The 23003-nt window shown below is 38.6% G+C and carries 21 protein-coding genes and 1 pseudogene; 7 read left to right on the top strand and 15 right to left on the bottom strand.

Annotated elements, in window-relative coordinates; translation table 11 throughout:
- Positions 1-170 precede the first annotated feature (170 nt).
- Positions 171-1463 (top strand): NCS2 family permease, encoded by a 1293-nt coding sequence (locus tag ACSR9O_RS11245; protein ID WP_101223911.1) that lies wholly within the window; start codon positions 171-173, stop codon positions 1461-1463.
- A gap of 84 nt (positions 1464-1547) precedes the next feature.
- On the opposite strand, the gene ACSR9O_RS11240 is transcribed toward ACSR9O_RS11245, so the two are convergent.
- From ACSR9O_RS11240 to ACSR9O_RS11185, 12 genes are all read right to left on the bottom strand, one after another.
- Positions 1548-2084, bottom strand: a complete 537-nt coding sequence (locus ACSR9O_RS11240; RefSeq protein ID WP_402943184.1) for a serine O-acetyltransferase — start codon at positions 2082-2084, stop codon at positions 1548-1550.
- Between the two features lie 10 nt (positions 2085-2094).
- Entirely contained in the window at positions 2095-3216 is a 1122-nt protein-coding gene (locus tag ACSR9O_RS11235) for a glycosyltransferase family protein (protein WP_491724409.1), read from the bottom strand.
- A complete protein-coding gene (locus ACSR9O_RS11230; RefSeq protein WP_491724408.1) occupies positions 3213-4496 on the bottom strand; it encodes a hypothetical protein in 1284 nt (427 codons plus the stop codon). The genes ACSR9O_RS11235 and ACSR9O_RS11230 overlap by 4 nt, the downstream gene beginning before the upstream one ends.
- The gene (locus tag ACSR9O_RS11225; protein ID WP_491724407.1) at positions 4493-5764 is read right to left on the bottom strand and encodes an oligosaccharide flippase family protein; all 1272 of its coding nucleotides are present in this window, start codon (positions 5762-5764) and stop codon (positions 4493-4495) included. Before ACSR9O_RS11225 ends, ACSR9O_RS11230 begins: the two co-directional genes overlap by 4 nt.
- Positions 5765-5798: 34 nt before the next feature.
- Positions 5799-6530, bottom strand: a complete 732-nt coding sequence (locus tag ACSR9O_RS11220) for a WbqC family protein (protein ID WP_491724406.1) — start codon at positions 6528-6530, stop codon at positions 5799-5801.
- Positions 6531-7157, bottom strand: a complete 627-nt coding sequence (locus tag ACSR9O_RS11215) for a PIG-L deacetylase family protein (protein ID WP_157831073.1) — start codon at positions 7155-7157, stop codon at positions 6531-6533.
- Entirely contained in the window at positions 7157-8134 is a 978-nt protein-coding gene (locus ACSR9O_RS11210; RefSeq protein WP_491724405.1) for a Gfo/Idh/MocA family protein, read from the bottom strand. Before ACSR9O_RS11210 ends, ACSR9O_RS11215 begins: the two co-directional genes overlap by 1 nt.
- Positions 8124-9248, bottom strand: coding sequence for a DegT/DnrJ/EryC1/StrS family aminotransferase (locus ACSR9O_RS11205; protein ID WP_491724404.1), 1125 nt, complete (start codon positions 9246-9248; stop codon positions 8124-8126). The genes ACSR9O_RS11210 and ACSR9O_RS11205 overlap by 11 nt, the downstream gene beginning before the upstream one ends.
- A 99-nt stretch (positions 9249-9347) precedes the next feature.
- On the bottom strand, positions 9348-10304 hold the full coding sequence (locus ACSR9O_RS11200) for a glycosyltransferase family 4 protein (protein WP_491724403.1): 957 nt from the start codon (positions 10302-10304) through the stop codon (positions 9348-9350).
- A gap of 388 nt (positions 10305-10692) precedes the next feature.
- Complete coding sequence (locus ACSR9O_RS11195) at positions 10693-12411, bottom strand: right-handed parallel beta-helix repeat-containing protein (protein ID WP_491724402.1); 1719 nt, start codon at positions 12409-12411, stop codon at positions 10693-10695.
- Positions 12412-12905: 494 nt separating this feature from the next.
- Complete coding sequence (locus ACSR9O_RS11190) at positions 12906-13448, bottom strand: hypothetical protein (protein ID WP_491724401.1); 543 nt, start codon at positions 13446-13448, stop codon at positions 12906-12908.
- 8 nt (positions 13449-13456) lie between these two features.
- Positions 13457-14650 (bottom strand): ParM/StbA family protein, encoded by a 1194-nt coding sequence (locus tag ACSR9O_RS11185; RefSeq protein WP_048680510.1) that lies wholly within the window; start codon positions 14648-14650, stop codon positions 13457-13459.
- A gap of 441 nt (positions 14651-15091) precedes the next feature.
- On the opposite strand from ACSR9O_RS11185, the gene ACSR9O_RS11180 reads away from it, so the two are divergent.
- A complete protein-coding gene (locus ACSR9O_RS11180) occupies positions 15092-15277 on the top strand; it encodes an FAD-dependent oxidoreductase (RefSeq protein ID WP_363320564.1) in 186 nt (61 codons plus the stop codon).
- 121 nt (positions 15278-15398) lie between these two features.
- On the opposite strand, the pseudogene ACSR9O_RS11175 reads toward ACSR9O_RS11180, so the two are convergent.
- Positions 15399-15712, bottom strand: a pseudogene (locus tag ACSR9O_RS11175) (ParM/StbA family protein); the annotation flags it as partial.
- A gap of 364 nt (positions 15713-16076) precedes the next feature.
- On the opposite strand from ACSR9O_RS11175, the gene ACSR9O_RS11170 reads away from it, so the two are divergent.
- The 3 genes from ACSR9O_RS11170 (at position 16077) to ACSR9O_RS11160 (ending at position 18701) form a co-directional block, all read left to right on the top strand.
- The gene (locus ACSR9O_RS11170; RefSeq protein WP_491724400.1) at positions 16077-17597 is read left to right on the top strand and encodes an FAD-dependent oxidoreductase; all 1521 of its coding nucleotides are present in this window, start codon (positions 16077-16079) and stop codon (positions 17595-17597) included.
- 111 nt (positions 17598-17708) lie between these two features.
- Entirely contained in the window at positions 17709-17903 is a 195-nt protein-coding gene (locus ACSR9O_RS11165) for a YwbE family protein (protein WP_402943154.1), read from the top strand.
- A gap of 138 nt (positions 17904-18041) precedes the next feature.
- The gene (locus ACSR9O_RS11160) at positions 18042-18701 is read left to right on the top strand and encodes an SIMPL domain-containing protein (protein WP_402943151.1); all 660 of its coding nucleotides are present in this window, start codon (positions 18042-18044) and stop codon (positions 18699-18701) included.
- A gap of 59 nt (positions 18702-18760) precedes the next feature.
- Here ACSR9O_RS11160 and purU read toward each other — a convergent pair whose 3' ends face one another.
- On the bottom strand, positions 18761-19660 hold the full coding sequence (purU, locus tag ACSR9O_RS11155) for a formyltetrahydrofolate deformylase (RefSeq protein WP_260358827.1): 900 nt from the start codon (positions 19658-19660) through the stop codon (positions 18761-18763).
- A gap of 694 nt (positions 19661-20354) precedes the next feature.
- On the opposite strand from purU, the gene ACSR9O_RS11150 reads away from it, so the two are divergent.
- A complete protein-coding gene (locus tag ACSR9O_RS11150; RefSeq protein WP_491724399.1) occupies positions 20355-21107 on the top strand; it encodes a hypothetical protein in 753 nt (250 codons plus the stop codon).
- A gap of 160 nt (positions 21108-21267) precedes the next feature.
- Here the strand turns inward: ACSR9O_RS11150 and ACSR9O_RS11145 are convergent, their stop codons facing one another.
- On the bottom strand, positions 21268-21438 hold the full coding sequence (locus tag ACSR9O_RS11145; protein WP_491724398.1) for a hypothetical protein: 171 nt from the start codon (positions 21436-21438) through the stop codon (positions 21268-21270).
- 777 nt (positions 21439-22215) lie between these two features.
- On the opposite strand from ACSR9O_RS11145, the gene ACSR9O_RS11140 reads away from it, so the two are divergent.
- On the top strand, positions 22216-22995 hold the full coding sequence (locus ACSR9O_RS11140) for a transporter substrate-binding domain-containing protein (RefSeq protein WP_230176058.1): 780 nt from the start codon (positions 22216-22218) through the stop codon (positions 22993-22995).
- Positions 22996-23003: the final 8 nt, after the last annotated feature.

Raw genomic sequence — 23003 nt, 5'->3', positions numbered from 1 at the left:
TTTCGAGAAAACCTGTACCTTAAAATTTTTCATGCTATTGTACTTTAGTTATTTTTCTAATATAATTTATAAGATTTATTATCATCGAGCTACTTACTTGAAAAAGGGTAAGCATCTCCTCCTTGTAGATTTTTGCAAGGATTTTTTGTATAGAAAAAAGGAGTGACCGCATGTTTAAATTAAAAGAACGGAATTCAAATATTAAGACGGAAGTACTTGCGGGGCTTACAACCTTTTTAACACTGGCTTATATCATCGTTGTAAACCCCATGATCCTTTCTGATGCCGGTGTTCCATTCGACCAGGCATTCACAGCAACCATAATCGCAATAATAGTCGGTACCCTATGCATGGCCCTTTTAGCCAATTACCCAATTGTCATAGCACCGGCAATGGGATTGAATGCTTATTTTGCATACTCGGTATTGGGAACCCATGATATCTCATATACAGTTGCTTTCTCTGCAGTCTTTGTTACGGGCATCATCTTTATCCTTTTATCCCTAACCTCTTTCCGTTCAAAATTGATCGAGGCCATACCAAATAACTTGAAACATGCTATCAGTGCCGGAATCGGGCTTTTCATCACCTTCATCGGACTGCGTTTGTCAGGTGTCGTCACACAGCATGAATCCAACCTGGTTACCCTTGGAAGCTTCAGGGATCCCAGCGTGGCGCTTACATTGGTTGGTTTGGTCATAACGATCGTACTGATCGTTCGCAATGTGCAGGGAGCGATATTCATCGGAATGATCGTGACTGCCATAATCGCTTTCTTTACAGGCCAATTGGAAATTAACGGCCTGGTTTCCACCCCTTCATTACCGGAAGGCATTATAGTCGCCAATCCCATCACATCTATCGCCGATGTCATTAACTACGGGCTATATGGCGTCGTCTTCTCCATTTTGCTTGTAATGCTATTCGATACGACCGGTGCTTTATTAGGAATTGTCCGCCAAGCTGGATTGCTGAAGGAGAACAAGCTTGAAAAATCCGGCAGTGCCTTCTTTGCAGATTCCGTCGGCACTACTGTCGGTGCCATGTTCGGTACAAGCCCGACCGCTGCCTCGGTTGAATCATCAGCTGGTGTAGGAGCGGGCGGCAAGACAGGTTTAACCGCTTTGGTAGTGGCCATCCTTTTCTTGATAACAGCCTTCTTCAGTCCATTGATAGGAGCTGTCTCAAATGTAGCGGCAATCACGGCACCTAGCTTGATCATCGTGGGAAGCATGATGATTAAGAGCATTAATGAAATTGACTGGACACACTTTGATGAATCATTCCCAGCCTTTTTGGTCATTGTCGCCATGCCTTTGACATCAAGCATCGCCAACGGGATAGCACTCGGATTCATCGCCTACCCCATTTTAAAAATGGCAAGAGGCAAATTCCGTGAAGTGCATCCGTTCGTGTACATGTTTGCTGCCCTATTTCTTTATCAACTGATTTTCCTGGCTTGATCATCTCATGAAGGGCACCATGGGATAATAAAAAGGAGTGTTCAATTAGGCTAATTGAACACTCCTTTATTTGTTTACGTGCAATTATTTTATAACGTTTTCTTTCTGCTTACCTTTAATCACACTTGGCACCCCAACCGCCGTGCAATTATCGGGAACGGATGTCAAAACAACTGCATTTGCCCCCACTTTCGAATTCGTGCCAATTCGGATGCCGCCCAATATTTTAGCGCCCACTCCAATATATGCATAATCACAAACCTCAGGAGCTTTTCTGATTTCTTTACTTTGCCCGAACGTTACTTGATGCAATATTGTAACATGATCCCCTATTTTAGTAAACGGATTGATTATAATGCCTTTAGCTCCATGTGGGAGGTGCAATTTTTTTCCTATTTGAGATTGCGCAGGAAATTCACAGTTCATGAAGAGTCTTATAATTAACAAATCAATCATGCGGTACAAAATCCATAATACTTGTTTTAAGATTGGAACGTTCACTTTATAGTAAATTATATTGCCTATCCGGTAAACAAACATGACGATTATTCCGTGGATTCCGCCCAATCTCCCCCAGTTACTAATAAATGCCAATTTATTTATCCATTTAAATAATCCCATAGCAAACCTCCTAGGAGCATGAATTTAATTCATCAAACAGAGATAGTAGTTTTTCCTTTTCATTCTCCCAATTATATTCTTGTCTATATGCAGCTTTTCCTCGTTCCCCCATGTTTGCTGCTTCCTCAGGGGATTCCAGTAAATAAACCGCTTTTTGAACCATATCATCCATGTTTGCTACATCGGCCGATACTCCACAGCTCCATTTATCCATTACATCTTGAATAAGAAAATCAGAAACCATAAATGGAATGCCAGCGGCCATATATTCAAAACACTTTGTTGTTTTACCACCCATGAAATTAGGATCAGGAACTAAAAATGCCATGCCTGCATGTGCTTTCTGGATGGATTCGAATGCTTTATCAAAGGCCATTACACCCTCTAGACTGATATAATCTTCCAAGCTGTTGTCCAGGATGAAGGTTTTCAATTTTTCGATGTAGCCTTCACTGCCCGTTCCAATGATCTTCATATGAAACACTTTCTTTAATTCTACTAATCTTTTTGCAAGAATCAGCATGGTTTCCCCGCCACGTATATCAGAGATGCTTCCTAGGTAGATAAAGGTGAAAACATCTTCTTTTCCTTTGTTTTCCTTCATTTCGGGAATTTTCGGGTAATTGTAAACATCTGTTGTTGGACAAGTTAAGAACTGATAATCCTCTTTATACGTTATTTCTGCAAACACGACCCCGCTGCATGCACTTAGCAATCGTTTCTCCAAATGACGATATATACTCAATGCAATTCCGGGTATTTTTTTTCTCATAAGGACCTTTGGTACATTTTCATGCATGTCATAAACAATGACTGGATGATAACGGGGAATTCTCCTTATGAAGCTCATTAAAATCAGCAGCTCCGGATCATGAAACTGAATCACATCAGGTTTATCCTTCTTAATCTTCCGGTACAGGGCAGTCCAATTCAACATACGCCCTTTCCTGGATTTCTTAGGCAACAGTTCAACTTCGATATTGGCAGGGATGTTTTCAGGGATCAAGTTATTTTCAATCGCTATATGCTTCACCTTGTACATTCCCGTTTCTCCAAAAGAAAAGGCTTGCCGGAAATAAATCCTCGTATCATTCCATGGGTGCACCGAACTAATATTATAAAATAACTTCATCTGTTATCTCCCTTTTGTAAATCTGACCCTAACAATAAATACATGATAACGAAAGTAAAAAACATCCCGCCTGTCACAAACGTTGTGGTAAGCGCAGTATCCGCTAAGCACCATGCAGGTACAACAAACAGGATTATGCCGACACCTTGCCACTTTTCATTTTGCGTCAAGCTATCATAAAACCATAATATCGCTGCCAAGATCACTGTATAAACCAAGAATCCAATATAACCGAAATTAGCAAAAGCATCGGCGAACATATTGGCATTGGCTGCCATTTCTGGTCTGCCAAAGTACTCTGTACCGATAATGTATGGCGGACTCTTGTCATAAACAGGATCTATGAATTTTTCTAAAATATTATACGATAGCAAGGCTTTTGGATGAGTTGAAAAGAAGTCTACATAATAGCTTGTCAGCAAGCCCGGTGTGATGATCATCCTTCTGGCAAATAAATTAGAAAAATATGCCTGATCAAGGATAAAATCAAGAAAAACGCTGATGCCTAACAGCGAACAAAGACTTATACAAAAAAGGATGGAAAAATCCCTTCCCTTCTTCCGAAAAGCAATGAATACAATGATTAATAATCCAGTCGATAAAAGAGTGGACTTCAAGCCATTGACGGTGTACAAAAGGTATTGCAGCCCTAGTCCGATAACCACATAGGTATATTTTTTTTTGCATAAGCCAATGGTCACGATTAATGGATTACATACTTTTGCAAGCCACTGTATAATATAGCCTGCAAGAGGGGTTAGTTTCGTTCGAAAGGCCATTCGCTTATCATAGATATCCTCGGAATTTATAGGAGGCTTTAGACTAATTCCGCCCGAAACTTTGAAGATGTAAAGAAAAAAAATCAATAATGTTATAACAAAAATGATTTTTAATAGACCGAGATTAACATTAGGAGGTGTAATCTTCATGGCTGGCAATCTATTTACATTTCCAATGATAAGTAAACAAAAAAACAAAAGAACATTCGTATATATAAAATCAGGCTGCAGCGTAAATAAATAGTTCGGAACCCATACTACCGGTATATAGACAATAAAATACAAAATCCAGAAAACGAGTTCCGACGGCTTATCCAGTTCCTTTTTTATGAATATGGCTGGCAATATAATAAAAAACATGGAAATTACTATCATGACTGCACTTGGATGTTGCCGATATATATACCCCATATAAGCATATTCAGGGGAAATAAAGTAAACGTAGGATATATCCAGTAACCAGACGTATAATCCTACCAGACCCAGTTGAATCAGCTTCATTTTTTTAGATTATCCTCTCGATCTATGGAATGTATCGCCCTATAGCCAAGGAGAGCAAAAAAGTAGTAGCTGGCCCCCATACAAATGCTAAAGTATAAAATGGCTGTTTCAGCTGAACCCCCTGAAATGAATATGACCAGTACTCCAATAGAAGACAGTAACAGCCTTGAAACATCCCATAAGAGCTGAGTCCGTTGTTTTTTGATTAAAAACAATATTTGGGAAACTGGCATGACAATCACTTGACTTAAAAACATAAAAGACATCAATGTCACATATTCACCGGAAACACGCCACTCTCCTCCAAAAACAAAGCTGAAGAGACCGGGTGCCATCCATGCCAAAATTACCATTATCGGCACACCTAACATGGCCGTTTTAGTAATAATGCTCTTATACAAATGTAAAACTCTTCCCGGTTCATTTGAAATGCTTTTTGCCACTTCGGCATAGAATACTGTCGAAATACTCGCTCCCAACAAACTAATGGGTAAACCGATCGTTTTTGTAGCCATGGAAAAATGCCCTGTCACGTCAGGTCCGTATAGACGCATCAATAACAAAAATATGATTTGCATAGATAAGGAACTTAAGAGGGTTGACCATGTGGAGTATTTGGCGAATTTCTCATATTTTTTAAGCAAATAACCGATTCTCCTATAGTTCACTTTTGGCCAATGCATTCGCTTTAAGAAATATCGCCAAATGTACACAAGGGTTATTCCCCGTCCAATCATATCTCCCGCTATTAAACCTATTCCTTGATGATTAATGGAAATAAGTGAGAACTGACTTATTACATTGCTAATCGATTGAAGCAGTTTAGAGTGAGTTAACCCTTTAAACTTATCTTCTTTTAACATCCAGTAACTCATCACTTGATAGATTCCAGCAAAAAACAGGCCAATTGAAAGCAAAAAGTCATTCATTATCGAAGCTTCTATACCGTATAATCGAAATAATGATAGATTAAGGAAGCCTAAACCTATATTCAGGATACAAACGACGGCAATCGTAAACATGCTAATGTACATCAAGTGAACCGTATTACTATGGTTTTTTTCTAAAGGAATCGCCTTTTCTAAACAAAGAGATGCAAATGACATGAGAATGGCCAAAAGTGACGTATAGGTTGAAAACACACCAAAATCTTCTGGTGTATATATTCTTGTCAGTATGGGGGAACTTGCGAATAGAATAAGCTGTGCAAGTGAATTCCCTGTTAATAATAAAAGGATTTTATTCATAAATTCATTTTTTATTTTCATATTTTCAAACACGCCACATCTCTATTTTATATACTCATTTACATTGTTCTGATTTGCCTACATTATCTTCCGTTAACGTTTCTTTTATTTGATCCGCCGGATAGTGCATGATCCAATCTAGAATCGATAAATTTTTTACACATTCTTTTTCATTTTTCACATAATACACGGGATGTATGAACTTTTGATAAACGACTTCAATACCTTCATTATGAAACAATTCTTCTTCCAAATAATCCTTTCCGCTTTTCCCGCTTAAATAGCATGTACCTCTGGTTTGCTTAACTAAGCTGACTAATCTCTCTGTTTTTCCAAAGGAAGTGTTAAAATCATTGGAAAGGTGTGTTTCTCCTTCATAATTTAAATATTTTAAAATCAATTCAAATAAATGAATATTTAAATCGACTAACAAAGCGTGTTCTTTTTGATATGCTTCTTCCAACAACGGGAAGAAATCTTGAAAGTGCCGAGTTTTTTTATAAACTTCGGATATTTGCTTCAAATGATTCCTTTTCCATTTTTGATTCGGGGAATGATAACTGATTAATTTTTCATGTAACATTTCAGGCTTTTTTTGAAGCGGTACAGTTAGCCTTGACTCTTTTCCATCAGCACCTAGAATATATGTTTTATTTTGAAAATTACTTGAAGAGTATTTCACATCGGCCAAATATATAAAAACGTCCGATTGGAAAACCTTATGAATCAAACCAATCCAGGGCAGGAAATTCGGCTGGTGAATTGTGACTATCTTCTTTTTTTCCACCTACAAAACCTCTTTTGAAAAAATTAATAGGAATGTCTCCGCGTATTTACAATTCACTTGGGAACCCCTCCAACTGCCGATATGCTCCGCATTCACTAAATAATGCCCCATATACCCGGTTAGCTGTGATTGGAACACGGTAATCATACGTTTTTTATCTTCCATGAACTCTGTAATATCACTATAAATATTCGGGTGAAATTGATTGGCAGCGATGTTATTATTTTGGTTGATTTGTTCGAATTCATATAGTGTAAATTGTTTTTTCCTGAAACAGCTTCTTACCACCTTTGATAACTTTTGGTGATCTTGATGACTATCATTCATCCAATGTGTGTAGATTTCGTCTGGTTCCATCTTTTCGATGATATCGTCGAGCTCTTTTATTAATTTATGGAGAGGGATATCCTCAACGTTATTACCCTCACAGTACTTAGAAAACTGTACCTCATATCCGAAATTCTTTGATGACTCCATTGCCTCTTGTTTCCTGACCTCGATATTCGAAGGGATGGAAAATATGATGTTGATAATGTAATGTCCTTGGTTCAACAGCTTACGAACGGTACCGCCCATACTAATTTCCGCATCATCCGGGTGTGCTGTTACTAGCAATATTTTTTTCATCATGTTCCTCCATTTAAAGCTTGTTCAATGATAGATATCGCTTTAAGCGTAATATTCTTTTGTTCCATATAGGCCGTTACATTTTTCTTTAAAATCCATTCTGAAAATTCAGTGATTACATAAAGCAAACTGTTATCACTGATAGGTTCACTTATCGTTTCTTCAATGTCATTAATGATACTGCGGTAACTTATTGTGCGGATATCGTATAACGAGTGAAAACGCAAGGTTCCGTTCTCTCCGTAAATTTCCGATATTGAATCATTCGTTAAGTTAATTTTTGAAATCAACATCGTTATTTTAAAATCTTCATATTCAAAGATGCACGTACCGCCTAAATCAATGTTTTTTACGATCAATTGTTTAAAATAATAACTTTTAACGGGAACACCAAATAATTGGATGGCCACATAAATAGGATAAATTCCAATCGTTCTTAATGTCCCGCCACCATGATTATCATCGAAAAGTGGAGCTTTCTCCCCTTTTAATAAGGCCGAATACTGCTTGGAATAGTTTTGGTACTTTAGGGTTGCCCCATGGATCTTCCCTAACTTTTTAATAGCTTTCTTTAAAATTTGAAAGTTGGGTTCATAAATGGATCTAACTGCCTCAAACACAAAAACATTTTGTTTTTCTGCAGCATCGAAAACTCGGTTGGCCTGATCGGCTGTCATGAATGCCGTTTTCTCCACAATAACGTTCTTTCCATGCTCAATGGCTGCCATCGCTTGATCATAATGGGAAGCATTTGGAGTGGCTATATAAACAGTATCCAGCTCATCATCTTCAAACACTTCATTCAGGGATCCATAAACTTTAGAAACTCCTTTTTCTTTTGCAAGCTCCTTGGCATAATGAAATCTTCTCCCCCAAATTCCCATCACATCTCCATTTGAACTTTCATTAATGGCATCAATCATGGCACAGCTTATTGGACCTGACCCCACCACTCCAATCCTATTTTTAATCGCCATGTTCCACTGCCTGTTTACATTTCGCTACAATGTATTTCAGATCCTCATCTGACAAATCCAAGTGACATGGCAACGTGAAATGAGATTCACGAAATCTATCGGCATTCGGGAGAGACGCAAGGGGATATTCCTCTAGCAATGTGGGCTGTAAATGTAATGGGACCCCATAACAATGCCCGGTGCTTATATGACACTCGTTTAAATGCTTTTTAAATGTTTCGCATTGCTCTTTGCTTTTAGACATGACGATTATTTTATAAAATGAAGATATATTGTGGTCAGATGAAGCTTGGAAGTAAAGACCGTGTTCATGAAAAATCTCATTCAAGTTTTTTTGATAGAAACTGAAGATTTCCTGCCTGACCTGGATCATCCCATAAGCTTCCTGAACTTGCAGATAACCAAGCAATGCATTAAATTCACTAAGAAGCATGTCACCGGATAATACTTGATTGACTGCACCATTTTCATTCCCATGGTGCCTTAACAACTCACAGTATTTGATTAAATCTATATCATCCGATGTAATGACACCGCCTGTTGCACTTGTAACAATTTTAGTGGGGTACATTGAAAAAACCCCAGCAAATCCAATTGTGCCTGCTTTATATCCATTTATAGTGGCACCAAAAGCATGTGAAGCATCTTCGATTAGATAAAGATCATTCTCATCACAAAACTCTTTAATCTCAAAGATGTTATCAGGAATCCTTCCGGCAATATACGTAATTAGGACAACTTTCGTTTTAGGAGTCACGGCGTTCTTCAGGCTATTTAAATCCAAATTGAAATCCTCTAAATTAATGTCACAAAGAACGACCCTTCCTTTCGCATTTTTCACCGCATATACTGGAGAAATGAACGTATTGCTTGGCATGATCACTTCTTTTCCTTCAACATCTAGATATTTTAAAATAATTTCAATGGCGGCCGTTGCACTGGAAAGTGCGACAGCATACTTAGAATCACTGTATTGTCTGACGCTTTCTTCAAATTTCCGAGTATACTCACCTAAAATTAACCTGCCAGAATCCAAAATCCGCTCGATGTTCTTAAGGTATTCCCGTTTTACCCAACCTGTTATCACTGGCTTTGTATTTACGATAGTCTCCATGGAACTCCATCCTTTTTCCAAAATTAGATCTTTCAATAGACCTTAAGTGAGATGCAGACAAATATATCAAATTCTGTATGACCCATTGTTCATGAATATTCAATGATCATTAACAACCAATTCCGACAGTGTTTGCTCCAGTTTTGAAATCAATTTGGTTTTCTCATAATTCAGGGTTAAACGCTTTATATTTTCTTGTATTTTCAGATACATTCGTTTGTCATTTTTCATTGCTTTTACATACTCTATCATCTGTGATTCTTCACTATATTCAAAACCGTGACCTGCATCATATTTTGTCATGACCTCATGCTGCCAGCCTTTATAGTTTATTAATGTTGGTTTTCCGGCTGCCCAAAAATCAAAAAGTTTATTTTGACTATTCCTATCCAATATTTCATTATCACGTACAAAACACAGACCTATATGAGATATGGCCATTAATAAGTACGCTTCTTTTTTAGATACCTGATCCAAGAAAATGACGTTGTTTAATCTTTTGCTCTCTTTCACTTGAATTAAGCGTTCTTTTTCCTTTCCATCACCTACAATTAGATAGACAATATCGGGGTCATCCGTCTTTTCGGCAAGCTGTAAAATATAATCGATATTATTGATAAATCCTAATGTGCCTGCATATAAACAGATAAACTTCGCTTTTAAACCTAATTTATTCAATGCTTCTTCTTTATCTTCGGAACGAATTCGAGAAAAATAGTTTATATCCGCAAAGTTAGTAACCGTAGCAATTTTTTCCCGTTTGACTCCTTTTCTCAATAAATCTTCTTTCATTCCAGGCGAAAGCACGATGATTTTATCAGCTGAAGAATAAATCATGCTTTCTAGCTTCAATAAAATTCCCTTTAACCATTCATGTCTGATGATTCCCAGCTCAATAGGTATATCTGGCCATAAATCCCTTACTTCAAAAACAAATTCACTGCGCTTCACCTTAGCAAGAAGCATACCTATCAATCCAATTGTCAAAGGGGTCGAGGAAGCATAAACAACGTCTACCTCCTTCTCCTTCACCCCAATGAAAAAACTTTTATACATATAATGAATAAACTATAATAATCTTTTCAGGTAACTATATTCTTGTTTATATTTAGTTTTGGTTGAGATTATCTTTATTCCCTCTCGCGAATCTATGGAATTCCCGGTGATGATGGTGACTTTATTATTTTTAGAAACTAAAAATTTAGCTATTTCATAAGATCGGGTACTGCCTTTATCGGTATTGAAATATTGATGCAAATAAAGAATCTTCACTTTTTCACTTCCTCTTTTACCACTGTGATTCAAATTTGACTTACAGAGTAATGCTTGCCTATTGCTTCACCCCAGAAAACAAATGTAACACTTAATATAGGTGGCGCATGTCCCTTTTTTAGAATGGGGCGTTTTAACTTTGAAACCCACTAGCATCTTGTACAGCACTCCCTTACTCTTGATAATTCGGATGGGCTTCACCATCTTCAATGATGTTTTTCACATTAGGTTTGTTCCAATCAAGGAATGCCGAGATGGCAATCCAGTCATCCAGGCGGTTATAAACCGTTTTGTCTTGTACATGGATTTCATGCCCAACTTCGGTAAATCTGTTATCCCCTTCAATGACGTTGCTTTTCATGTTCAAAGAGGTGATGGCATAGTCATTTGTAGGGCTGCCGTTATTATGCGACCCTCTGATGCCAATGCCCGCTGAAATAAACTTTTCATCCGATTTATGAATTTGGTTTATGATGTTTCCTTTGATTTTGGTAAACTTGTTGGAGCTAAGCATCGCGATCCCATTGTTGAGGCCATTTTCAATGATATTGCTTTCAATAAGGGCATTTTTGGTCACATGAATACTGATGCCTCCCCATTCCTCGACATTAGCCCGGACATCATTCACATAATTGCCTTTAATCACGACCTTTTGCAGGAAGCCCATCTTTGTTTCAGTAAGATCATGGTATTGCGTTCCGTTGACTGTAATGCCCCGTTCGCTGACTGTTGCATTTTTACCTATATCGTAATACGCATAATCATTAAAAGAATTGATTCTATTCCCCTCAATCGTAATATTGCCTGGTGGGTAAGCTGAGATAGCTCCTCCTTTGTAATCCATTCCGCCGACAATGATTGGAAAACGCGTGTTTAAGATGACATTATTCGTGAAGGAAACATTTTGGCCTGAATGGGTGTCAATCCCTTCCCATCGAGGGTTGTTCGCCACCACATTCCCATCGACTGCGATTGTGTCACTTCGCTGGAACTTTGATTGAGTCATTTCATCTCCGGCACTGTCTTTCCGGTGACTAAAGGCGATGCCATAGCTTTGTTTGGTATTGCCCACCGTCTCCCCGGGCCCAAGGTTTCTCACTGTCGCATGCCTTACAGTCACGTTACTCGCGGAATAACCGCCGATGCCTGCATATCCAATATCCTTTATGACCATTTTGTTTCTTTTTCTTGAATCAGACCCTTTAATCATGACTCCATTCACATGTTCTAAGTAAATGCCATATCCCTCATACCCGGAAATTTGAACATCCTCGATCAGGATATTTTGAAGCCTGTGCAAATCATTCACAGCCGAATAGACAGACACCAAATCCGCCGTGGATTTGGATTGATCGATTGCAGTGACCTCAATGCCCCTGTTCCTTGCTTCAAAATAATTTCTCGGTTTCCCAGTATTGGGGTCTTCCGTCCTTCTTTTTCCTTCTAGTATCAGGTTTTTGACACCAGTATGGCTCACCATGATTTTAATGGTGACAGAATTGCTGGAGGGCTGGGTACACACTGTCGTGACGGGGCGTTCGTTCTCAACCGTCCCTTCTAAAATGACCCCTTCTTTCATTACAATAAAGGCACTCGCCGTAAACTGGCCTTTTGACAAACGGACCGTTCCCCTTTTCCCATTCGATACATCTTGCGGATAGGCTGAAACCTTTGTAATGGCATTATTAAGGATCGTCCGGATCGATGTCGCGGAATGGTTTGCGTCTAGTGACATCGTTTGTTTTAACTCCCCTTTATTGTCCAATAACTGAATCGCGGTACCCGTTGTGGGACTGCAGATCTCGTTTGCCCCGGCGGCAGTTGACTGAAGGGAGAAGAGCGCCACGATCAACACAGTAAATATTCCTGTCATTTCATATAATCGTTTCATCTGAATACTCCCATGTCTTTTATTCATTTTTTCTACAGTTGTTTTGCATTTTCCAGGGCAGAAACCAGACACGACACCCTAGTCGACCTAGAAAAGAGTGGTGCCTATCTAATGTTACAAGGGATTTGAAATGTGAGTTTCTCAAAATCAACATAAGATGTTTTAATCTTGGAACAGTCGCTTAAACGTATAGTTCATTCGACAATTTTCACAAAAAAACTTCAATCGATCATAAAAGGTATAAACCGGATTGTGTTTGAGGAAAGCTTCACTATTGAAAAGTGACGGCCGTTTGATGTGTGTTTTATTCTAAGGAGGAATGTGTCCGGCGATTACAAGAGAGACTCGTCATCGACAGAAAAAGCCTTTCCCCGATGTTGGCCGGGAAAAGGCTGCAGCTCGATATACTCTTTTCTATGTGTCATTCTTTATAACCCCCGCAAAGAAAAAGGAGGATATCCAACTTGTAGTCAGATATCCTCCTATATGTTCACTCACTGGTTCATTTGATCGAGAAAATCACCAAGAAGATCATCAAGATTTTCCTCTTCAGGTTCTGGTTCCTCCACTTGTTGTGTGGTTTTTTCCAAACTCCAATCAAAGTCATCCAAATCTTTCTTAGATATTTCTGCCTGCACCACTTCATTATCCTGTTCTTCGGGCTCATCCTGCAAATAAATCTCCTCATTAAGTACATTGCTGTCTAATGAGGCTAGCAAGGCTGTTGCGCGTAAAGGATCGGATAAAAGATGGTACATAATCGTTCCAAGCATAGCTTCTGAGTGGGAATGCTTGAGCCAGTCACGCTGAGATTTGCTAAGCTTGTTCGGCATGGGCAGGGCAATCATTTCCCGTTCCTGATGGGTCGATTGTCCGATTCCATCGAGAACATACTCGGCAATTTTACTGGAAAAATTCCTTCTTTCCGTTTCCTTCAATTTCTGCAGCTGCCTTAACGTATAATCTGATACATCTGAAGGGATACGAAAAGTGATGGCTTGTCCTCTTTTGATTTCAGAAGAAGCTGTTTTTTTCATTCTCTCACCTATTTAACAGCACCTGATCTTTGTTCTTTCTTCTTTTGGTGGGATTGCTGCTGTTCCTTTGAATTCCGGCGATTAAAATCCGAAATCAATTTATAATAGGCGTTGGCCATCATCCAAACGCTTTCCCGTTCATCTTCAAAAAAGTCGATATTGTAGCCATCAAAATTCTGATTGAGCGTTTTCAGGTAATCTTTCAAGACAATCGAACCTCCGCCAACAAAATAGCAGATTTCCGTTTGCGAGTTTTTCTGCCATACGTTGCGCAGATGGCGATATTGCTTTTTGGCAAGTTCTCCTAAAATCCGGTCAACGATATCATGGACGCTTGTCCGGCTTCCGCGAACCATAATATGGTTACGATCGTTTTTCTTCGTGATGATTTCAACGACATCTCGTCTGCTATCCAGCTCGACACCGTGTTTTTTTCTGATTTCTTCACGAATAGATTCAAGAGCCTCAGCTACTCCTAGATTGAACCCTTGCGCCTTATCATCGTCAACTTTACGGTTTTTAATGACCGCGATATCTGTCGATAGTCCGCCAATATCTTGAATGAGAATTCTTCTATCTATTAATTCACGGTTAATGATATTCAAATCATTGTCCATGACTAAATTAATGTATGCGGCGAAGCCCTCTGGATAGACTTTCACTTCATCAAATTTGATATTAACCTTAATACCTTGGTATTTAGGGGTAATTAAAAATTCTACTTGGTGAACGGATCCCAGTAGCTTCGAACGGTACCCAACATCTTTCCCTTCCTTAACTTCCCGAAGAGGTAGACCTGTGCCCAGCGTATAATTCGCTTCGACAACGTTATTTACTTTTTTGAACTTATCATTATTCCCTTGCTTGGCAGCATCCAATGCAATAGCCGCAAAAAGCATGACTAATGTTTGGTCTTCCTCTGATTTACTGCTCCCCAAATCTAGTTCTGTTGGGTTATCACTTTTTGTCGCTAAATTTCCGACACGATAAATGGCATTATTGTCTTGCAATGCTGGTGAATGGACTCTAATATGTAACCCTTCCAATGGGTTTTTTTCATCAAGTTCTTCGATTCCTATGACCGGACGATCTTCAATGTCTTTTGCAATGACATTTGGTATATATAGTTCAGACTCTAGCTTTCCAAAAATAGCTTTAATTGCATCATTTCCTACGTCTATTGCTGCGATTCTAGAACTCATCTAAAAACATCCCCTTTTTCATAAAAAAATTTAGGTGGAGCACTCTATTAAGCATAGAAAAGGTTTCTATATTAGTCAATGCTTCATAAGTTGTAGCTTTATTTGTCGAATTGTATTCATTTGTGTACACATTAGGAACAAATATGTACACACGTTATATATAGCCATGTGTACTCATTTGTAAACGTGTTTACTTTTTTGTGTACAAACCAGCTATTTTTGTTTACATGTATACGATATTGCAAACAAACAAAAAAACTAACTTTTAATAATCTTCTTCATATAAAAGAAAGCGTAAAAAAGGAGAATTTGGTCATGGTAATAAATTGGACAAACCACTAATGAAACGTAGGAAGATATTAAAATCACCAAAAAAATACAGAACTTCCTCAATATCCGTAGCCATATTGGCGCAGCACTTTATCCTTCCTTCGTTTTGATATAACAACTGATGTCTTAATTGTTGGTGGCGGAATTACGGGTATCACTTCAGCTTATCTATTAGCCAAGCAAGGTGTGAAAGCCACATTCATTGAGGCAGATGAGACCCTTAATGGAACAACAGGCCACACAACCGCAAAAATCACGGTCCAGGCACGGCTTGATTTACGACCAATTTATTACTGATCACAGTGAGGAATAGGCCAGACTATACTACCAGACTATACTATATGAGGCCAACACTGAAGGAACGGAGCAATCAAAGGATTGATAGAAGAACCATTCTATTGAATGTACAAGATGCTAATGTATACGCAAATACTAATGTTTGGTCCTCCTCTGATTTACTGCTCCCCAAATCTAGTTCTGTTGGGTTATCACTTTTTGTCGCTAAATTTCCGACACGATAAATGGCATTATTGTCTTGCAAGGCTGGTGAATGGACTCTAATATGTAACCCTTCCAAGGTTTTTTTACATCGAGTTCTTCGATTCCTATGACTCGCCGATCTTCATGTCTTTTGCAATGACATTTGGTATATATAGTTTTAGGCTCTAGCTTTCCAAAAATAGTTTTAATTGCATCATTTCCTACGTCTACTGCTGCGATTCTAGAACTCATCTAAAAACACCCCCTTTTTCATAGAAAAAATTAGGTGGAGCACTCTCGATAGAAGAGATTTCTATATTAGTCGATGCTTCATAAGCTGTAGCTTTATTTTCATTTGTCGAATTGTATTCATTTTTGTATACATTAGGAACAAACATGTATACACCTTATATATAGCCATGTGTACGTATTTGTAAACATATATACATATTTGTGTACAAACCATCTATTTTTGTTTACATGTATACATAATTGTAAACAAACCAAATAATGTATTTTTTTAGTCTTTCTTCTTACAAAAATAAGCGTATAAATAGCGGATTTGGGTATGGTAATAAATGGACGATTCACTAATGAACTGTATGGAGGTATTCAAATGACTGAAAAAAATACAGACCTTCCCCGATTTCCGGAACCTTATTGGCGCAGTGCGTTGACATTCCCTACTTTTTCTAAATTAGATACAGATTTAACCACTGATGTCTTAATAGTAGGCGGCGGAATTACCGGAATCACATCTGCTTACCTACTAGCTAAACAAGGTGTTAAAGTCACACTGATTGAAGCAGGCGAAATCCTTACTGGAACGACAGGACACACTACAGCAAAAATCACGGCCCAACATGGCCTGATTTACGACCAACTGATCACTGACCATGGTGAAGAGAATGCCAAACTTTATTATGAAGCCAATACAGATGGAATGAAGCTTATCAAAGACTTGGTAGAAGAACATTCCATAGAATGTAATTTGACTGCACAGGATGCCTATGTGTACGCAAATACTGAGGAATATAAAAGCAAAATTCAAAATGAATTGAAAGCCTATCAAAAACTCGGCATTCGCGGGGATTATGCGGAGAATATCCCTTTCTCCATTCCTTGTAAAGCTGCTGTGATAATGAAAGATCAAGCACAGTTTCACCCATTAAAATATTTAACGGCCCTCATTTCGACAATTCTCGATGCAGGAGGCACCATTTATGAACGTACAACGGCAATGAAAATTGAAGACGGCGATCCACCAACCGTTCTGACCGATACTGGACATACAATCAAAAGCAATCAGGTTATCGTGGCCTCCCACTTCCCTTTCAATGATGAAAAGGGCTTATACTTTGCCCGTGTTCATGTAAGTAGGTCCTATGTGCTTGGCATCAGGACTGAACAGGAGTATCCAGGCGGGATGTATTACAGTGCAGACAGCCCTAGCCGCTCCCTTCGCTATACGGAATTGGACAATGGGGAAAAACTTATACTTGTTGGCGGAGATGGCCATAAAACAGGCCAGGGAATCTCGACGATCGAGCATTATGAAGCACTGAAGGACTTCAGTTCCCAGTATTTCGATGTGAAGGACATTCCCTACCGCTGGTCGGCACAGGATATCGTGACACCGGATAATATCCCCTTCGTCGGTCCAGTGACAGCCAACCAACAAAACGTCCTGATAGCTACCGGCTATGCGAAATGGGGAATGACGAATGGATCGATTGCCGCCAAGATCTTAACTGACCGGATTTTGCAAATAGATAACAGGTATGCGGAATTGTATGATCCTGCCCGTTTAAAAGGCGTGAAGAATATAGTCCAAGATAATGCTGATGTGGCGAAGCATCTGATTAAAGGCAAATTGGCCGTCATTCAAAAAACGCCGGAAGACTTAGGAATTGATGAAGGAGCAATCGTTAAGGTGAATGGAGACAAAGCTGGGTGTTACCGTGATCATGATGGCCAGCTTCATATCGTTGATTCCACATGTACACACATGGGGTGTGAAGTTGCCTGGAATAGCGGCGACCGTACTTGGGATTGCCCATGTCATGGCTCCCGCTACTCCATCGCTGGTGAAGTGTTGAATGGCCCTGCTGTCGAACCATTGAAAAAAATTCGCTAAGTGCCAATTGTGATTTTATCTAAAAGTCGACTGGGCCCGCCGTTTTCCTTATACTGAAGTTACTGCATGATTGAATGGTTGCAAATAACTCTGAAAAGGATTGAATTGAACATGAACGGTAAAAACCGGAAAGATATTACCCCAGGTGCCTCTGTGGACATTGTACTTAAAGCAGATCAACGCACCGGAAAACTGACAAGCGGCACTGTAAAGGATATTTTAACCAACTCCAGCACTCACCCTCATGGAATTAAAGTAAGGTTGACTGATGGGCAGGTTGGCAGGGTTCAAGTCATTCATAATTAATGCGCACTCGGTCTTGGCCGAGTGTTTTTTTATGATCATTCGAACGAATTAATGACGATGGGGATATTTCAATCATGTTTCCCGTTCATAATTCGTACAATAGGGGTGAGATTATCTCTTATAAAGGCTGGTGTCAAAATGAATCAAGAATACAATGCCCCCGAAAGGGATTATTACCGCAATGATGATCATATATTGAAAGTTTCCGGCTCAGAGACGCTATCTGCTGCTCCGGATCAAGCCACGATCACCCTTGGAGTCATAACAGAGGATAAGGACCCGCAAAAGGCCCAGCAAGCCAATTCCCAAGCAATCGCAAATGTCATCGCATCACTTAAATCCGCAGGCATTCCCGAAGAGCAATTGAAAACGAGTGATTACAGAATCGATCCACAATATGATTATATTGACGGAAAGGAATTGTTCAAGAACTATAAAGTCCAGCACATCATACAAGCCCAAACGTCCGACATCGAGAAAATAGGCAGCATAATCGACACGGCCGTCAGAAGCGGCGCCAATTCAATCACCAGCATCCGCTTCTCTTTATCAAATCCAGATGCATACTATAACCAGGCACTTTCTCTCGCCTTAAAAAATGCATATGAAAAAGCACTCTCCATGGCTCGAACACTGGGAATCTCATTGAACCCAGTCCCTAATAAGGTTGAAGAGCTATCCGAAACGGCAACCCCAATGCTTTATCAAACAAGTACCTTTTCAAAAATGGCGACTACCCCGATTCAGCCTGGTGAACTGAACATCACTGCCTCAGTAAGGGTGGAATACACGTACTAGCACTCACTAAATTCCATCCTAAAAACCCCCCTTGGCAACCCAAAGGGGGGATTTTCATTTTAAAAGACTACCGTTTTATTTTCATGAACAATCACGCGGTCCTCCAAATGCCATTTAACGGCACGTGCCAGTACCCTGCGTTCAGCTGAACGACCGATTTTCTTCATATCCGCGGCAGAATCACGATGGTCCACACGTTCAATATCCTGTTCGATGATTGGACCTTCATCCAAATCATTCGTCACATAATGGGATGTCGCTCCAATCAGCTTAACACCTCTGTCATAAGCTCGTTCATAAGGCCGGGCTCCAATGAAGGCAGGTAAAAATGAATGATGGATATTGATGATTCTGTTCGGATGGGCCGCTACGAAGTCCGGCGTCAATATCTGCATATACCTGGCCAATACAATAAGGTCCACTTTGAATTCTTCCAGAAGTCCAAGCTGTTTAGTCTCCACTTCCTTGCGTATATCCTTATTGGCAGGAATGTAATAAAACGGGATGCCCATCGATTCGACAATTTCCCTCGTATCTTCATGGTTGCTGATGACTAGCGCAATGTCAGCCAATAAATCCCCGCTTTGCCACTCCCATAGCAATTCCAAAAGGCAATGAGGTTCCTTGGAAACGAAGATGGCCGTTCTCTTCAAATCACTGACATGGTTAAATGTCCATTGCATCGAGAATGCTGTCGAAACTTCCTGGAATGCCAGTTGCATATCCGCTGCCTTATCCTTCAATCCTGGACAATCGAACTCGATCCTGGTGAAAAAGGTACCGCCCTCAGGATTCATCGAATACTGACTCAATTCAACAATATTTGCATCATATTCTTTAAGAAAAGCCGTAACTGTCGAAACAATTCCCGGCTGGTCCGGACATTTTATAATCAAACGGCCTCTATCTTGATTTCTTTCGCGAAATTCCTGTAACTGCTCTTGCACAAAGTTGCTCACCATTTTCCCAACTGCCCTTCTTCTATTTTGCTATATTATACTTCAATTCATGGCAAAAATTAAAGTCAGTCAATCAATTCGGGATTTTGTTGGTAGCCACGACGATTCGAAACATTCCACTTTTATTCCAACATACACAGATTACACAGTAGAAATAAGTACAACATATTTAAAAATTTTTGCTTACAAGGATTTGTACCTTAATATCCTATCTATAACATCTTTATCCTGTAAAAAAAATTGGTGTTTATATTTAATAGAAATTAATAAAGTTCCAATAATGAAATAAATTATTTATATATTGAAACTCTAAAAATCATTTCTTATGTTACGTTTGGGATGATTTTAGGCAATATTAAAAAACTATCCAACCACTTGCAGGCAGCATTATTACAACCTCTCTTATTCTGAGCTATACATATTCCGGAAGCACAGTGGATATTATTCTTTCCAATTTAAACTAATTCCTATTTGACGTTAAAACAAAACAATGATGGAGTGGGGAAAATAAGATATGGCTACTTTAAAATTAAAAACTAAATGGCTGTTTTCTTAAGAGATTCTTAAGAGATTGGAAATCACGTAATCTTTTGGTTGTTTCAGTGTTAAAACATTTGATTTCAATTTTGAGAAATGCACGTCTCTCTTTTCATTTAACATAGAATACACAAACTAAATGGAGGGAGAAATAACAATGATACAAAAAATGAAATCTTTACTATTTTTATCCTTGATTCTAGTTTTAGGAGCCGCTCTACTTCCATCTCATGTATTTGCAGCTGAGGGTAACTCAACTGTAACGGAGGAAAAGCCAGTTGAAAGACAACCAACATCATTAGACCCGATTGAAATTAAGGAAATTAAATTTAAAATTAATAAAAATTTATCAGACAAACAAATCATTGATAGATTTGAAAAAATTAATTCAAAATATAATATAAATGAACCCTTTTCATTGGAAGATACAGAGTTTATAAGAGCTTATGCTTCAAGTACAAACGAAACGGAGGACATTGCCGTCCAACCAACTAACTTAATTCAACCAATTTCACTGAAATTTGGTAATACAAATAGCCAATCTTTTAGTAAATCAAAATCAAAATATGGTGTCACTGTTAAATTCACTGGAAAAGTTTATACAAATATAAATGTATTAAATCATAGTTATCGAGGAAACCTTAAAGCTACGATTCCTGCCGGAAGTTCAAAAGTTAAAGGAATAAAAACTGCTGTAACAAATGTTGCTTATGGCGTACTAGGAAAAAGCGGAACTTACGTAGGCATAGTTTATAGTGGTTCCGCACAAAGTAGCACAACCACAAAAAAAACATCATGGGCAATGGATAAGACTGTAAAATATAGTGCAATTGCTGTAGTATACACATACACTGATGCTTATGTAGAAGTTAAAACAACTAGTGGGTCCTTCAACTTATATGCATTCTAAGGAGAAATAATATGAAAACCTTTAGTCCAATAGGAGCTTTAATAACAATAGTTATAATATCTTTAATAGGCTTTCTTCTTTTTAAAATTGTAAGAAAATTCAAAAGATAAGATAAAGTTTTAAATGTGACAAATTGGGATAAGCCGCTAAAATTAGCTGCTCATTCTTTTTTTTGCAAATAATCTCCCATTACAAGTATCGCTATGCCTAGTAAAATAGTAATTACAATTATAGTAGCATTTATACTCTCTATTATTTTCAAAGATTTAAATAGTATAGGAACTAATAAAACCATAAGTCCGAGTAATTTAAGCAAGAAATACTTTTTCATTTTTTACTTTCCCCTTTGTTTTTGTCATCGTTCCAAGCCATAAGTTCAAACCATAAATAACATTTGCTATTGTATTAGTCGCTGAACTTGAGACTCCGCCCCCTAGTTAATGGATTTACTTTATTGCAAATCAATTGATTTTTAATCTTCCTTCTTTTGAACTTGATACATGGGATTTAAATGAAGCATCAGCTTTTAATTCAGCCCCTTTTATTAATGAAAATTGAATTGTAATAATTTAATCGTATATAAAAGGAATTTGTTATACATTCCTACTTTGGAACAATGAGTTTCATTTTTGAGTAAATAAAGAGAAAGTGATGATATGAAATGAAGGTCTTTTATTCCAAGAGTCAAAAGTTCTACTTTAGTAACACTTACAAAATCAAAAGGAGTTTCCATTTGATAAACCTATCCTCTAGTCATATTTCATAGGTTTTAATCGCGGAAAAGTCGGCCTGATCACGGTCGGCTTTTTTATATTGAAATAGAAATTACCTATATGGAATTGAAAAGATACCATTAGTTCCCACCCTCTATTAATAGGCACTATCATTCTTCCAATAAATAACTGGTGAATTTAAAGGAAATGAAGGCAAAGGCCGAGAACCTTTATGAAATGCATAGTTAAGGGGGACTCTTGAATGAAATGTCGGCATGATCTGGACAACCATTTTTATTTCAGTTTTTATTTTCCCTAGTTAATAAGGTTATTCACTGCCTTATAAGGGTATAGACCATTCTATTAGTTTTTTTAAAGGGGGAAATGAAATTATCATGAAATCATCAGTTACATTCATTGTATCCATTCTGGCTGTTCTTGGTCTTCTGTCCGGCTGTGCTGAAAAGGACCAGCTGGAGGACGGGAGTAAGCTGATCAATGAGGACCAGTTTGTTTTCGCTGCCTCAGGTGAATTCAAGCCATTCAGTTATGTCAATGATGACATGACCGTAACCGGGTTCGATATTGAAGTTGGCGATGCAATTGCAAAGGAACTCGACCTAGAGCCAGTGCCTAAACGGATAAAATTCAAAGGTATCGTGGAAGGTGTTAAAACCGGTCGGGCAGATGCCGCGGTTGCCAGTCATACAATCAATGAACAACGAAGTAAACATGTTGCCTTCTCTACCCCTTATTACTATTCAGGTCCTCAAATTTTTGTCCGTTCGGATAGTGATATTAAAACGGTTGAAGATTTAAAGGGTAAGGAAGTTGCGGCTTCTAAAGGCTCTACGTACGCAACCACAGCAGAAAAATATACAACCAATGTAAAAACCTATGACAGTGATATCACCGCCCTGAAAGCATTGAGCGGAGGGCGTCATGATGCCGTCATCACCGACTTCGTAACCGGTAAGGAAGCGACCAAGGAAGGTTTCGACATCGAAGGAAGGCAATTGATCGAACGAAGCGAGCAGGCCATCGTACTGCCTAACGACAACCCGCAGCTCCTTGCACGCATCAACGAAGCACTTGAAAACCTCCGGGAAGATGGAACTCTTGCGAAAATCAGCAAAAAATACTTCGGTGAGGACATCACAACTAAGCCTGAATAAAGATTGAT

Source organism: Peribacillus sp. B65 (genome assembly GCF_058513295.1).
The sequence above is the reverse complement of the archived record's forward strand: the minus strand, read 5'-3'. Positions and strand labels throughout refer to the sequence as shown.